This window comes from Rhodococcus sp. KBW08, assembly GCF_003852455.1.
Classification (GTDB): Bacteria; Actinomycetota; Actinomycetes; order Mycobacteriales; family Mycobacteriaceae; genus Rhodococcus_F; species Rhodococcus_F baikonurensis.
On sequence record NZ_QAJJ01000016.1, the window covers coordinates 31,534 to 45,438 of the forward strand.

The window sequence follows — 13,905 nt, forward strand, 5'->3', positions numbered from 1 at the left end:
CATCATCACCTAAACGGAGCGGGAATTCGGCACAACGGCAGTTTCATCCGGATGCCTTCTCACTGTGCAGATTCGGGGCGCAGCCGACTTCGGCGACAATCGTGTGAAGGGGCTGGTGGTGACACCCTCGTCGTATCACCACCAGCCACGTCCGACACTCACGACCTGCTGTCACGCACGCAATCGGCGACGTGCTGCCAGTGCTGCCGGAAATCCGAGATCTGCATCGATCACTTCACCGGAGAGACGTTCCGAGATTTCGATCAGTCGACTGCATCCGGTCTCTCCGATCGCCTCGTACGGGTACGACCCCAGCACATCGGTCTGATGCTCAACCCGCTTCCGGCGATCGCGACCCACCTCGTTCAGGTGAAGCTCGGGGCCGTCTTCGAGCCATCCACGCGCCCGCACACCTTCGACGCCTTCCGCCCACTGATCGTTGTCCCATGCCCGGCTCATTTGCAGAGCAGCAGCAGGAACATCACCGGTTGCGGCGTGGACTACCAACGCTTCGACACCGTTGAGTCCCTCGGCGTGAAGAAGTGCGACATGAGAATCTCCGCGAAACTCCCGGAGCAAGGATTGGGCATGCCACAACACGAGATGAGGCTCCTCAGGCCACGGCAATGATGCGTGCCCACCGAACAGGGGTCGCCCTTGTGGTCTGTTGCAGGCGCGTTCCGCGGCTCGACGTGCGAGTTCGGCAGCTTCGCGAACTTCGGTGCCGTCGACATGTTCTCCCCAGGCCTTGCGCAGCGAACGGTCGACAGCGTCGAGTCGAGCGGTGAGGATCTGTTCGGGGGTGGCGATTGTCCAGGCTTCCGGCAGCACCGCGTGTACCAGTTCGGGGTTGAAGTTGAAGAACGTAGCGATGGTGACTTCAGCCGCTACTGCGCCCATGGGCGCAGACCGCGAAGCGAAGTAGCCCATTCGAGGGTGTGTAAAGCCCAGTGCGGCATATGCTTCCGCGCCGAAAGGGGTGAAGTAGATCATGCCGTGTATTGGTTCGGCTCCACGGAAGACGCGGCGCGCGGTTTCTGGTGCGATCGAGGTCATCGATAGTCCTTCATGCTGGTGGTGTGGTCTTCGAACAGTCGAGTCGGATGGTTGTTCTACGCCGGCTATCTCCCTCTGACATACATGCGGTCCCGGACGGCATCACCCACTCGGTAGACGGCCAGGACGACCAATGAAATCAGAATGCCGGAGGGGAGAATCTGTTGTGGTGCACTCAAGATGTGCAGGTACGCATCGGATAAGTCACCGCCCCAACTCGGAGTGGGGGGCTGTATTCCCAACCCCAGGAATGAGAGTGCCGCCTGCGCGAGAAAAGTCAGGCCGGTGAGCACGGTCACCTGAACGACAACCGGCCCGATTGCGTGCGGAAGAAGATGACGCAGGAGCACTACGTGCGGCGGGCATCCTGAGAGTCGCGCGCTCAGAACGAAGTCTCGGTTCCTCGTTTCGCTGACCCCGGCAGCCAGAATTCTTGCAATTGTGGGTGCATAGACGACTCCGAGCGCTGACATCGACGTGATCAGGCTCGGCCCCAGAACACCGGTAATAGCCACTGCGAGAACCAAACCTGGGAATGCCAGCAATGCGTCCGCCACCCGGAGGAGTGACGCGCCGATCCAGCGTGGCCAATATCCGGCGATCAACCCCCACGGAATTCCCAACAGCAGACTGACAGCGACAGCGATCGCGACGCCGAAGAAGGCGGAGCGTCCTCCCCAGATCAATCGACTGAGCACGTCACGACCGAAGCCGTCAGTGCCAAGCAGGTGCTGTGCACTCGGACCGGCGAACGTGTTGGTCAGGTTCTGATCGGTCGGACTGTGCGGAGCCACGAACGAGGCCAAAACGGACGCCGCTATCAGCGTTCCGAGAAAGCAGTAGCTGAGCCATAATCCGGGGTGCAGTCGAGGGAGAGCCCACTTGGAGCGGGTCTCGCCTGCGGTGGTAAGCGCGAGTTGGCTCACGAGATCGTTCCCTTCCTCAATTGTGGGCTGATCATGTTGTTGACGACGTCGACCAGGATGTTCACGAGAAGCACGATCACGACGAACAGCAACACAATGCCTTGAAGCATCGGATAATCTCGCGTGTCGATCGCAATGACGAGAGCGCTCCCGAGGCCCGGCAGCACGAAGATCTGCTCGAGAATGACCGTCGCACCCAGCATCGCCACGGCGAGCAATCCATAGACAGTGACAATCGTGGGAACGATGTTTCGTAGCGCGTAGCGCCACACGATCTTCCGCTCGTCGATACCCATCGCACGCGCAGTTCGTACGTAGTCACTTGACAGTGTCTCGATCATCGCAGCCCTGGTCTGCCGAACCGCAATCGATGCTGCGCCGGCAGCGAGCGCCGTTGCTGGTAGGACCAAATGGCTCAGGTTGTCGATCACACTGTTCTCGAGAGGAACCCAGCCGAGCACCGGTAGAACTCCCAAACCGAGGGCGAAGACATCGACCAGCACGATAGCGAGGAAGAAGTCCGGTACCGCGAGTCCGATCCCCGAAACCGTGCGGGTCAGACCATCGCTGCGTCGTCCCTGCCGCGTCGCGGTCCACACACCCAGCGGTATGGCGACGACGGCGGACAGTAACAGTGCGAGTACAACGAGCTCGGCGCTCGCCGGCAGGCGCGCAAGGATCTGTGGGCCGACGGGGGCGCTGTTCTGTAGCGACGTTCCCAGATCTCCGTGCAGAGCCGACACCACCCAGTTCCAGTACTGGACCAGCAGAGGTTGATTCAATCCGAGGCGCTCGTTGAGTGCCGCGATCGCTTCATCGCTGCCGTTCGGACCGAGAAGTGCCTCGGCTGGTCCACCGGGGATTATCCGGATAAGGGCAAAGGTTATGAAACTAGCGATAATCGCGGTAGGAATTATCTGTGCGAACCGGACGCCGATCATCCGTATGTAAGGATTCACCGGCGATCGGTGAGGGTTTCGGGTCGGAACGCTCTCAGGCTCGGGGGCCAACGAATTCTCTTGCGATACAAAGGTCGTCGTCATGACTTCGAGAGGTACGTCAGATTGGGGGAGCCGTTCAGTGCGGGAACGGCCCCGTGGACGTTCTTCGTGTAGGCGACCACGTCGGGAGTGAAGTACAACGGTACGTACTCAGCGGACTTGATCACGACTTGATTGATCTGTTTGACGATGTCGAGCTGAGCGGTTTCGTCATACGTGTTGTTCAACAGTGCGATCAACTTCTCCAACTCCTCGTTGGGGACGGAATTCTGCCGGAAGTACGATCGCGAACCCAGAGAGGCTTCGAAATTGAGCGGTGCGGATGCTCGCGTGGGCCATCCCACGCTGAAGACGTCCGCGCTGTTGTGTGCGACGAACTCCGTAATCGCCTGAGGTCCACTCATTTCGACGAAGTCGACCTTGATGCCGACTCTCTCCCATTGTTCTCCGACAAGGACCGCGTTGGTCGAGTACGGCGGTAGGTTGCCTGCTAGTCCGCGCACGGTGACCCCATTCGGATACCCCGCCTCCGCTAGCAGCGATTTGGCCTTCTCCGGGTCGTACGGCCATGCATCTTCGGTTTCCTCGTCGTAGAACTGCGAACCGGGAGGATATTGACCGAACGCCGCAGTTCCTTCCGAGCTGTCCAGCGCGGCTCGCGCAATTGCCTTGCGGTCGAGCGCATACTGCATCGCCAGACGAACCCGGACGTCGTTAACCACAGGGTTCTTGTTGTTGATCACGACGAGCGCAACTCCGAGTCTCGGGTCGTGACTGACGTTCAGGTTGGGATTCCGTTCGAGGATCGGAGCACTCGACGGTGTGAGCCCGTATGCAAAATCCGCAGCGTTCGATGTCAGGGCATTTGTCAGCGCTGTGGGATTGGAGATCACCTGGATCTGGATCTTGGCGAGCTGGGGGCTGGGTGGACCTGCCGGTTTGTAATCGTCGAATCGACTGAATGTGTATGAACTGTTCGGGACTGCGCTGGTGAATGTGTACGGCCCTGCGCCTACAGGCTTGTTGGCGAAATCTGCCCCTGCTGCTGCCAGCGCAGTGGGGGAGACCACCATTCCCAATCTGCCGTTGAGCCAGCCTGGTAAACCGGAGGTAGGTGAACTCAACGAGATCGTGACGTGATCTGGGGACGTTGCTTCGATGCGCTTGATCGTCGGGACGGAAACGATTCCGAGACTCAAGCAGTGTTCCATGCTTGCCTTGACGGCTGCTGCATCGACAGCTGTACCGTCGTGGAAGGTCAAGCCGTTTTGCAACGTCATCTCGAACGTCAGGTTGTCCGGTCCGGAGAAGCCCCACTCGCTGGCGATTCCGGGCCGCAACTTCTGGGTGGCAGGTTCCGCATCGATCAGTGGTGCATACATCAACTGTAAGTAGTCGATGTCGTATCCGATGTTTCCCGCACACGGGTCGAGCGAGGCGGGCACGTGCGATGTCGCGACCTTGAGTTCGGCGTTCGGATCGGCAGGTCCGGTATCGCCGGCGGTACCGGTGGCGCTGCTCGAACAGCCGCTGAGCACAAGAGCAGAAAGTGCAAACGCAGCTACCAGCACACGTGGGCCACTTTTCCCATGATTCTGGAAGCGTGTGATCGGATATCGGGATCGCAAAGACAGACGCGGATTCATATGGTGGACTTTCGCTTTGGTCTTCTCGGAAGGGGGAGACTGACGCGGCACGCATTTACTGCGGCGGGTTGGAGATTCCGATCGATGTGGCCGGGGACGATAGATGGCAGGCGGAGCTGTGTGCGGAATTCGAGGCCGCGCGAAGTGACGGCCCTTCCGACGCACAGCGATCCATCGCAAACGGGCAGCGGGTGCGGAATCGACAGCCCGAGGGTGGATTCCGTGGGTCGGGTAACTCGCCCCGCACCAATGCTTTCCGACGACTGCGCCGCTCGAGTTCGATGTGCGGGGCCGCGGCGAGAAGCGCCTGCGTGTAGGGGTGCGATGGAGTCCTCAGGACCGTGGCAACCGGTCCGATCTCGACGATTCGGCCGAGGTACATCACCGCGACGCGATCGGCGATCCGTGCCACCGAACCCAAATCGTGCGAAATGAAGATGTACGTGAGGTCATGTTCTTCTCGGAGATCGGCAAGAAGCTGCAACACCTCTTCCTGAAGCGAAACATCCAGGGAGGCAACCGGTTCGTCGCAGAGAATCAGTGGCGCCTTGGAGGCAAGTGCACGAGCGATGGTCACGCGTTGGCGTTGACCGCCGGAGAGCTGGGTCGGGAGGCGGTCGGCAAGCTCAGCGCCGAGACCGACCCTACGCAACAGCTCGACGGCTTTCGGCCGCAAGGACTGTGGGATGCGCAGACGCCCTGGCGCCATCGGCTCGGCTACGCAAGCCCATGAGGCCATCCGATTGTTCAAGGCCGACGTAGGGTTTTGAAAAATGAGATGGGAAGATCCACCCTTGCCGAACGCCGGGTCGTCGAGATTGATAGTGATGGAGCCTGCGGCCGTAGCCACCAGACCCGCGAGAGCGTGAGCCGTCGAGGATTTTCCCGATCCGGATTCACCGATTATCGCAAGGGTTTCGCCCCTCTGTACGGAGAAGCTGACGTCGTCGACCGCGCGAAGAGCTTTGCGTCCGCGTCCGTACTCGACTGCCAGATTCCGAACGTCGACGATGACGTCGGTGTTGCTCATCAGCTCACCAGTCCGAGCAACTCGAGTTCGTCGCTGCGGTGACATCTTGTTGCCGATTCCGGTGATCCGATCAGAAGTGGATGATCGGATATGCAGAGCTCCTCGGAGTAGTTGCACCGGGCGACGTATCGGCAACCCACGCCGTCAGCAGGGGCTTTGCTGGTGAAATCGCCTCGCGCCTTGGGTGATTGGGAGGAGACTTCTTCGAATGTCGAGCGTGCCGCCTCGAGAAGGCTGAACGTGTAGGGATGCGCGGGCCGCCGAAGCAGCACGTCTCGTGGCGCGACGTCGACGATCTCGCCGCGAAACATGGTGATGACTCGATCCGCGACCTCGGCGACAACCGCGAGGTCGTGGCTGATCAACAACACGGCAAGATCGCGCTGTTCGGCCAGTTCTCGAAGGAGATCGACAATCTGAGCTTGGATGGTGACGTCGAGCGCTGTTGTCGGTTCGTCCGCGATCAGCAACTTCGGACCGCATGCCAGGGCCATCGCGATCATCACCCGCTGACACATCCCGCCGGAAAGCTCGTACCCGTACGACTTCAAGGTTCTGCTCGGGTCGGCCAGACCGACCTGGTGGAGAAGATCTGTAGCCACGTCCTCCGCATCGACTTTCGTGATGTCGCGGTGGGCCTTCAACACATCGACGATCTGGCGACCGATGCTGACGGAGGGGTTGAGAGCCGAACTCGGGTCCTGGAAGACCATACTGACGTCGCGACCGCGTATTTTCCTCAACTCGGCGGCGGGCAGACCCACAAGTTCCTGTCCTTCCAAACGGATGCTTCCGCTGGTTGTTGCCGTACGGGGCAAGAGACCGAGCAGAGCGAGTCCGGTCAGTGTCTTTCCGCTCCCGCTCTCTCCTACGAGGCCGGTGATTTCGCCCGACCCCAACTCGAAGCTCACTCGGTCGAGGAGTCTGTTCGAAATCGATTCTGTCCCAATGTCAACCGTGAGGTCTCGTACTTGCAGAAGTGGGCTCATCGTCGGGTCGTCCACGTGTGATCGTTCATCGCATTCCTCCGTAAACAACTGAACTGTTGTGACTGGAATCACGTACCGGGGAACCATAAACACTCACCTGCAACAAAGTCAATGAATGTTGCAACGATTGCCGTCGATGGCGCCGTCTGATCGCCTCCGGCTACCGACCAGCACGTCGTCAGCGATACATTCACTCCATGGCCGAGACACGTGACATCCGCGCGGAAGCGTTGAGTGCCGCCCGACGACAGTTCGCAGCCGGAAAACCGCTCGATGTGAACGCTTTGGCCACCGAGTTGGGGGTGGATCGGACCACCTTGTTCCGGCGTGCAGGGAATCGCGACACAATTACCGGTGACGTGCTCGATTCGCTGGCGCGCCGAACGTGGCGAATGGGCCTCGAGGAGTGCGGTGGAAGCGGAGCGTCAAGGGTTGTCGACGTCCTCACTTACCATGCACGGGCGACAATCGAGACCGAATTCTTCCGGACGTATTTGACTCGGGAACCGCAAAAGGCGTTGTGCATACTCACAACTGGACTGGGGCCGATTCAGGGCACGATGGTCGAATCCGTGCGAAGGCTGATCGAAGCTGAAATACCGGAGCAGATTCGGCCAGACCTGCCCGTCGAGGACATGGCATATCTGCTGGTTCGCGTGGGTGAGTCGTTCATCTACAACGATTTGCTCACTGGTGGCACTCCGGATACGGAGAAGGCTCGCTTGGCGTTCCGGCTCATCCTCTCGCGTGACTAGTGTGCCGAGTTTCCGTTTTCTCAGTTTTCGTGAAAGCGCCTCGAATGCAAGCTATTTCATAGCTATGCCTGGTTGTATGACCCAATCAGGCTGGTGGGATCGGCACAAAGCTCCGCATCTCGTCCCGTCCGGGCCGGATGACGCCTGCGGCGGATTCGGGAACCTCGTTCCAGGCGCCGGGAAGGTCACGTAGAGGCTCGGAGACGACGATTCGGGTCTCCTCACTCAGATGGTGCAGGGCATCCACCTCAGGATGGAGCTTGCGCAACGTGGAAATCTCGGTGGAGAAGAACAACGACCTCGACTGGTGCTCGCTGGAATAGCGAAAGATCCAGGTGGAGATGCCATCCGACGTGGCGACGGTCATCTGAACCGGATTGTCGATTCCCTGCGAGCGGGCCGTGTGCTCGACGAATCCGACGGCCCTCGCGACACCTTCGAACGGATCGTCGGTCAGGCCGAACGTCAGCGCGAGGAAGAACAAGGTTTCCGAGTCCGTCGATCCTTCGAGATCCAGAAAGAGCGACGGATCAATGGCAGTCACTAATTCCCGTTTCATGTCGTGGAATCCGTGTAGTGAACCGTTGTGCATCCACAACCATTGCCGGTGCCGGAACGGGTGACAGTTGCTGCGCTGCACTGCAGTTCCCGTCGAGGCGCGGATGTGAGCGAACAGCAGAGGGGTGCGCAATTGGGAGGTGACTTCGCGCAGGTTCGAGTCGTTCCACGCGGGTTCGATGCTCTTGAAAACTGCCGGTTGGGGGCCTTCCCCGTACCAGCCGATTCCGAAGCCGTCGCCATTTGTCGTCGTGGCCCCGAGTTGAGAATGCAGGCTCTGGTCGATCAGCGAGTGCTGTGGCCTGAACAGCAAGTCATGGGCCAGTATCGGCTCTCCGGAATACGCCATCCACCTACACATACTTTCAACTCAAGCAGATTGAGTCGGCGTTGACGGTGCATGCGCAGCGGCGTGCGTCGTCTGGGTGGGCTTCCATGTCGACACAGCCCAGATCACGACGATGTTCAGCGCGATGATGAGAGTCGACCACCAGGGGTAGTACGGCAGCCACAAGAAGTTCGCGATGATCGAGATCGCGCAGATCACCACTGCCGACACCCGCGCCCAGGCCGCTCCGGTGAACAGTGCAAGCCCGACGAGAGCGACGAGCGCGCCCAGCACGAGATGGATCCAACCCCACGTCGTCAGGTCGAACTGATAGACGTAGTCGATCCCGACTACGAACACTTCGTTTTCGGCGACGGCAGCGAGTCCTTGGAAGAACTGCACGATGCCGACCGTCACCAAGATGACGGCTGCCCCGATCGATGTTCCTACCGCGAAACCCTGCTTGACTGATGTTGTATCCGACATGACGGTTTCCCTTGATTCGGTGGGGGCGCCCGGACACGTGCCCGGCACGCTCGTTGTAGTGATCGTTGTTCCACCGGCTGACCGCTATGAAACGGAAATACCTGTCCAATGCGGTGAGAAATCAGTGCGATCTGCTCCGATGTGCGGGCGAAATGTAACTACTGACCCCTGTTGATCCGATGTACCCCTTGCCGGAACGCGTGTGCGGAGAAATTGCTCGTAACCGAAGTTCACAGAAAACAAGAAGAATTCGGCACGGAATTCGACCTATTTGTCCAGCTGTACTGGTATTTTGACTGAATTGACCGGAAGCTACGGTCCGCGGAAAAAAGGTAGCGAGAGAATGACGATCTTCGGCAGGCGTACCGCGGGCATCACCGCGACGGCCTTCGTCTTGGCGACCGTTGTGTCGACAGCACTCCCCGCAGTGGGATCGGCTGCCCCCGTTTCGCTCACCCGCGCGTGCAACTCGGAAATCAACGAAAATTCGATGTCACTCGATCCGGCCGTGATCGACGGTTGGTACGACATCTCGACTGGATCGCCTGGAACGAAAATCAACTCGATCGAGGCGTGGCGGACAGTGCCGGGAGACATCCTCGAGTTTCGCGCATCGGTGACGATCAGAGCCCACGGAAGTCCCGTCCGAGGGACCCTTCGGATCGACGGCGCCGGCTTGACCGGAGATCAGGATTTGATCTCCAGAATGACGTTGACCCAAGATCTCGGCCGGTCAGGGTCAACGGTCACCGACGCTGACGACGGTTCGGTCATCCCCGTACGTGCCAAGCTCGCCTTCGATGTCGCCACTCCGGGCCAGGTAGCCCAGAATCGGACAGTCAACCTTTCTGCGGTCAAGATCGTTTTGAGCGGCGACACTACCGATTCGGAAGGTGAATGCCCTGGTCCCGGCCCAGGCCCAGGCGGTGGCGGGAATGGCGGTGGCGGGAACGGCGGTGGTGACGGCGACAACGGTGCCGGTGGTGGCGTCGGGGACAACGGCGGCGCGCTTCCCGGTCGCGACGTCGGAAACCGCGTTCCGATTTCCCATGTCCCTTCCGGCCCGACTTCTCGTCCGTGACAGCGGCACCTGGATCCACGGCCAGCCGAACGTGGGCCGCTGCAGTAGTGGCGACAATGCTCTTGATCGGCGGATGTTCCGACGACGGTGACTCGCCGACCCGCGTCCTCGCGACCGGCCAACAAGATTTGCCGCCGGCAGTTCGCGCCGCAGTCGACGGTCCGGATGTCCCGACCACGCTGCGCACAGGCAACAGCACCGCTGACATCCTGCCGATCAAGACGACGACGGACGGCTCGCTCATTCCGCCCGAGGATGTCAGTGAGATCGGATGGTGGGCAGATTCGGCATTTCCCGGCTCCGGCGCGGGCACCGTGGTGATCACCGGACACATCAACGACATCTATCAGGGTGACGGTTTCGGAAAGAAGTTCTCGACACTGGAAATCGGCTCGGTCGTGACCGTGGCGGGCGCCGGGGGACAGACCTGGAACTACCGTATCGATGCGGTCGATCACTACGGCAAGGACGGCGAGCTGCCGGTCGAGCGATTGAACAGCCTCGACGGACCCGAAACCCTCGCGCTGATCACCTGCGGCGGCGAGTTCGTCGGTCCGCCGTTCGGATACGAGGACAACGACGTCGCGTGGGGAACTCCGGTGCCCGCATAGCCGAAAACCAGACGTCGGAACGGTTGATAAACTGGGTCCCGCGTTCGTGGCCATCCACGCACGTTTCGAAAGTCCGAAGAAGGAGATTGTGCTGTGGTTGACCTCGCCTATGTCATCGCTGGGTCCGAAGCGACTGGCGGTGCCGGCCTGCAGGTCGACCTGAAGACGTTCCAGGCATTGGACGTCTACGGCGTAGCGACCACCACATGCATCGTCTCGTTCGATCCCAAGAACAACTGGGGTCATCGCTTCGTGCCGATCGCTCCTGACGTGATCGCTGATCAGATCGAGGCTGCCACGGCAGCTCACGATCTGGACGTCGTCAAGATCGGAATGTTGGGAACTCCTGCCACGATCGAGGTTGTGGCAGAGGGTCTGCGTCGGCAGTCCTGGCGCCACGTCGTCCTCGACCCGGTCCTGATCTGCAAGGGCCAGGAGCCCGGCGCGGCTCTCGATACCGATACAGCACTTCGTGATTCGATTCTTCCGCTCGCCACCGTCGTCACACCCAACCTGTTCGAGGCACGCACCCTCGCCGGAATGGACAGCATCGAAAGCGTCGACGACCTCATCGAGGCCGCACGTCGTATCCATGACCTCGGACCCAAGTACGTGCTCGCAAAGGGCGGTGTCGAACTCGCCGGTGGCGACGCCGTCGACGTGTTGTTCGACGGGACCGACGTGACTGTTCTCTCCGCCCCCAAGGTCGGCGAAGAGCGCGTCTCGGGTGCCGGTTGCACGCTGGCCGCCGCAGTGACCGCGGAGCTGGCAAAGGGCGCCGACGTGGGAGAAGCCGTCGCTCTGGCCAAGAAGTTCGTCACGGCGGGCATCGAAGGCCGCGTCTCGGCACACACGCCGTTCGACACCGTCTGGCAGGGCGCGTTCAAGGGATAGGCGCACGGCGGCTCACATCGCCGCGCGCGGCCTGGCAGGATCGAGTGCGTGAGTACTGCGAACCTGAATCGAAGCGAAGTCGCCGAACGATCTCGAGCCATCTCCGTCGCCGGTTACCGGGTGGAGTTGGATCTGCGATCGGCGGTCGACTCCGCCGTGAAGACCTTTTCGACGGTCGCGACAATTGATCTGACGTCCTCGGTGGAGTCCACGTGGCTCGATTTCATCGGTGCTGCAGTCGATTCCGTGGACGTCGACGGTGCGTCGATTCCGGTGGAGTACGACGGATCCCGGATCGTGCTGCGCGGACTCGGCGGATCGAACGTCGTTCGGGTGGCAGCTCACGGCAACTACAGCCGTTCCGGTGAAGGGCTGCACCGATTTGTCGACGACGCTGACGATCAGACGTATCTGTACACGCAATACGAGCCCGCCGATGCCAGGCGTGTTTTCGCCTGCTTCGAGCAGCCGGACCTCAAGGCGCCCTTCACATTCGAGGTGACAGCACCTGACGGCTGGGAAGTCCTGTCGAATCAGCCCGCGACCCAGACTCTCTCCGTGGACGGTGCACAACGCGTCACTTTCGCCCCGACGCTGCCGATCTCGACCTACATCACCGCGATCGCGGCCGGGCCGTATCACCGCGTGGCGTCGTCGTGGAGTCGCGGCGAACTCACTGTCGAGTTGGGTGCGCTGTGCCGGGCGTCGTTGGCTCCACACCTCGATGCAGACAACGTTTTCGACATCACCCGTCAGGGGTTGGACTTCTACGCCGAGTACTTCGACTATCCGTATCCGTTCGGCAAGTACGACCAGATCTTTGTCCCCGAGTACAACCTCGGCGCCATGGAGAACCCGGGACTGGTGACCTTCACCGAGGCATACGTGTTCCGCGGCTCCGCAACCGACGAGCAGCATCAGCGCCGCGCCAACACGATCCTGCACGAAATGGCGCACATGTGGTTCGGCGATCTCGTGACCATGGTCTGGTGGGACGACCTGTGGCTCAAGGAATCTTTTGCCGATTTCATGGGATCGCTGGTCAGCGCCGAAGCCACTCGCTTCACCGATGCCTGGGTGGCATTCGCCATCAAGCGAAAAGCGTGGGCGTACCTCCAAGATCAGCTTCCGACAACTCATCCCATCGTCGCCGACATCGTCGATCTCGAAGCTGCGAAGCTTAACTTCGACGGAATCACCTACGCCAAGGGCGCCAGTGTCCTCAAACAACTTGTGGCGTTCGTCGGGCGTGACGCGTTCTTCGAAGCGGCACGCCGGTACTTCAAGGCTCACGCGTACGGAAACACCACGCTGGTCGATCTGCTCGACGTGCTCACGGAGACTTCCGGGCGCGACGTGCGCGAATGGGCCCGAATCTGGTTGCAGACCACCGGGGTGTCCACGCTGTCGCTCGACGGAACACACCTGGTCCAGACGGACCCGAGGCCGCATCGGCTCGCAGTCGGAATCTACGACTACAACGAGTCCGGAGACCTTGTTCGCACCGAACGCGTCGAACTCGACATCACCGAATCACGCACGTCGGTCGACCTTCCGCCCGGAGCACTCACACTGCTCAACGACGAAGACCTCACCTACGCCAAGGTGCGATTGGACGCGGAATCTCTGTCCACTGTCGAGGCATCCCTGGACCGCGTGAGCGATCCGCTTGCGCGCGGGGTGATCTGGTCGTCGCTGTGGAACTCGGTGCGTGATGCGCAGCTCTCGGTGTTCCGGTACCTCGACATGGTGGAACGATTCGCTCCCGCGGAGACAGATCTTGCGATTCTCAGCTCGATCCTGACCGATGCCCAATACGCGGTTCTTCACTACGTTCCGAAAAGCTTGCGGCCCAATGTAAGTGCAGGCTGGTTGGAAACGACCTGGAAGGCGGTGTTCGAAGCCGAACCGGAGTCCGGAAGACAGCTGGCATGGGCACGGGCTCTGTCGGCCGCTGCAGCGGTCAACGATGCTCGCGCCGACGAGGTGCGGTCGATACTCGACGGCACCTGCCCGGGGCCGGTCGGACTGGCTCTCGATCCTGATCTGCGGTGGGCATTGTGGATCGCCCTGTCGGCGACCGGCCATGCGAGTGTGAGCGACTTCGACGGTGAGCTGAGCAAGGACAGCACGTCAGCGGGTCGAACGGCGTACGTCCGCGCCGCGGCGTCGATTCCCGATGCCGAGACCAAGGCGGCTGCCTGGGCGTCGGCGACCACTGACGGCTCACTCTCGAACGACCGCCTGGATGCGACGATCGCCGGATTCCGTTCGGGCACGGACCCGTCGTTGATCGAGGGATATGCGGCAGAGTACTTCTCGTCCCTGGGGAAGTGGTGGTCCGAACGCAGCATCGAGATCGCCCGACGGTTGGTGAACGGACTCTTCCCGGCAGCTGAAGACACCTCTGCTGTCGATTCCTGGATCCAGGCCAATGCGGAGGCGCCCGCGTCGCTGCGGAGGCTTGTTCTCGAGCGTCGGGATCACCTGGCCCGAGACCTACGTGCCCAGGCGTCGAACGCAGTGATCTGACGCCATCAGCTC

The 13,905-nt window shown here is 60.8% G+C and carries 13 protein-coding genes; 5 read left to right on the top strand and 8 right to left on the bottom strand.

The window, feature by feature from the left end:
- Positions 1-171: 171 nt before the first annotated feature.
- From DBV08_RS19160 to DBV08_RS19185, 6 genes are all read right to left on the bottom strand, one after another.
- Complete coding sequence (locus DBV08_RS19160; RefSeq protein WP_063316365.1) at positions 172-1,056, bottom strand: SCO6745 family protein; 885 nt, start codon at positions 1,054-1,056, stop codon at positions 172-174.
- 65 nt (positions 1,057-1,121) lie between these two features.
- Positions 1,122-1,982 (bottom strand): ABC transporter permease, encoded by an 861-nt coding sequence (locus tag DBV08_RS19165; RefSeq protein WP_020969703.1) that lies wholly within the window; start codon positions 1,980-1,982, stop codon positions 1,122-1,124.
- Positions 1,979-2,941: an ABC transporter permease gene (locus DBV08_RS19170; protein ID WP_158510646.1), complete on the bottom strand. Its 963-nt coding sequence runs from the start codon at positions 2,939-2,941 to the stop codon at positions 1,979-1,981. Before DBV08_RS19170 ends, DBV08_RS19165 begins: the two co-directional genes overlap by 4 nt.
- Before the next feature lie 80 nt (positions 2,942-3,021).
- Positions 3,022-4,554: an ABC transporter substrate-binding protein gene (locus tag DBV08_RS19175; protein WP_185564751.1), complete on the bottom strand. Its 1,533-nt coding sequence runs from the start codon at positions 4,552-4,554 to the stop codon at positions 3,022-3,024.
- A gap of 130 nt (positions 4,555-4,684) precedes the next feature.
- On the bottom strand, positions 4,685-5,659 hold the full coding sequence (locus tag DBV08_RS19180) for an ABC transporter ATP-binding protein (protein WP_185564753.1): 975 nt from the start codon (positions 5,657-5,659) through the stop codon (positions 4,685-4,687).
- Positions 5,659-6,570, bottom strand: a complete 912-nt coding sequence (locus DBV08_RS19185) for an ABC transporter ATP-binding protein (RefSeq protein WP_161120793.1) — start codon at positions 6,568-6,570, stop codon at positions 5,659-5,661. The genes DBV08_RS19180 and DBV08_RS19185 overlap by 1 nt, the downstream gene beginning before the upstream one ends.
- Positions 6,571-6,845: 275 nt before the next feature.
- On the opposite strand from DBV08_RS19185, the gene DBV08_RS19190 reads away from it, so the two are divergent.
- Positions 6,846-7,403, top strand: coding sequence for a QsdR family transcriptional regulator (locus tag DBV08_RS19190; protein ID WP_021333511.1), 558 nt, complete (start codon positions 6,846-6,848; stop codon positions 7,401-7,403).
- A gap of 85 nt (positions 7,404-7,488) precedes the next feature.
- Here the strand turns inward: DBV08_RS19190 and DBV08_RS19195 are convergent, their stop codons facing one another.
- The gene (locus DBV08_RS19195) at positions 7,489-8,310 is read right to left on the bottom strand and encodes a class II glutamine amidotransferase (RefSeq protein WP_124568515.1); all 822 of its coding nucleotides are present in this window, start codon (positions 8,308-8,310) and stop codon (positions 7,489-7,491) included.
- Positions 8,311-8,331: 21 nt separating this feature from the next.
- The gene (locus DBV08_RS19200) at positions 8,332-8,775 is read right to left on the bottom strand and encodes a hypothetical protein (protein WP_124568516.1); all 444 of its coding nucleotides are present in this window, start codon (positions 8,773-8,775) and stop codon (positions 8,332-8,334) included.
- A 343-nt stretch (positions 8,776-9,118) separates the two neighbouring features.
- Between DBV08_RS19200 and DBV08_RS19205 the strand changes: the two genes are divergently transcribed.
- The 4 genes from DBV08_RS19205 (at position 9,119) to pepN (ending at position 13,893) form a co-directional block, all read left to right on the top strand.
- Positions 9,119-9,856 (top strand): hypothetical protein, encoded by a 738-nt coding sequence (locus tag DBV08_RS19205; RefSeq protein ID WP_124568517.1) that lies wholly within the window; start codon positions 9,119-9,121, stop codon positions 9,854-9,856.
- Entirely contained in the window at positions 9,853-10,467 is a 615-nt protein-coding gene (locus DBV08_RS19210; RefSeq protein WP_260395654.1) for a class F sortase, read from the top strand. The genes DBV08_RS19205 and DBV08_RS19210 overlap by 4 nt, the downstream gene beginning before the upstream one ends.
- A gap of 93 nt (positions 10,468-10,560) precedes the next feature.
- A complete protein-coding gene (thiD, locus tag DBV08_RS19215; RefSeq protein WP_003946192.1) occupies positions 10,561-11,361 on the top strand; it encodes a bifunctional hydroxymethylpyrimidine kinase/phosphomethylpyrimidine kinase in 801 nt (266 codons plus the stop codon).
- Positions 11,362-11,409: 48 nt separating this feature from the next.
- Positions 11,410-13,893 carry an aminopeptidase N gene (gene pepN / locus DBV08_RS19220; protein WP_124568518.1) on the top strand — a complete coding sequence of 828 codons (2,484 nt, stop codon included), beginning with the start codon at positions 11,410-11,412 and terminating at the stop codon, positions 13,891-13,893.
- Positions 13,894-13,905 lie beyond the last annotated feature (12 nt).

Bases quoted from the DNA above. Each gene is read 5' to 3' on its own strand.
- DBV08_RS19195 (WP_124568515.1), bottom strand. From the start codon at position 8,310: ATGGCGTATTCCGGAGAGCCGATACTGGCCCATGACTTGCTGTTCAGG.
- DBV08_RS19180 (WP_185564753.1), bottom strand. From the start codon at position 5,659: ATGAGCAACACCGACGTCATCGTCGACGTTCGGAATCTGGCAGTCGAG.
- DBV08_RS19205 (WP_124568517.1), top strand. From the start codon at position 9,119: ATGACGATCTTCGGCAGGCGTACCGCGGGCATCACCGCGACGGCCTTC.
- DBV08_RS19200 (WP_124568516.1), bottom strand. From the start codon at position 8,775: ATGTCGGATACAACATCAGTCAAGCAGGGTTTCGCGGTAGGAACATCG.
- DBV08_RS19160 (WP_063316365.1), bottom strand. From the start codon at position 1,056: ATGACCTCGATCGCACCAGAAACCGCGCGCCGCGTCTTCCGTGGAGCC.
- DBV08_RS19190 (WP_021333511.1), top strand. From the start codon at position 6,846: ATGGCCGAGACACGTGACATCCGCGCGGAAGCGTTGAGTGCCGCCCGA.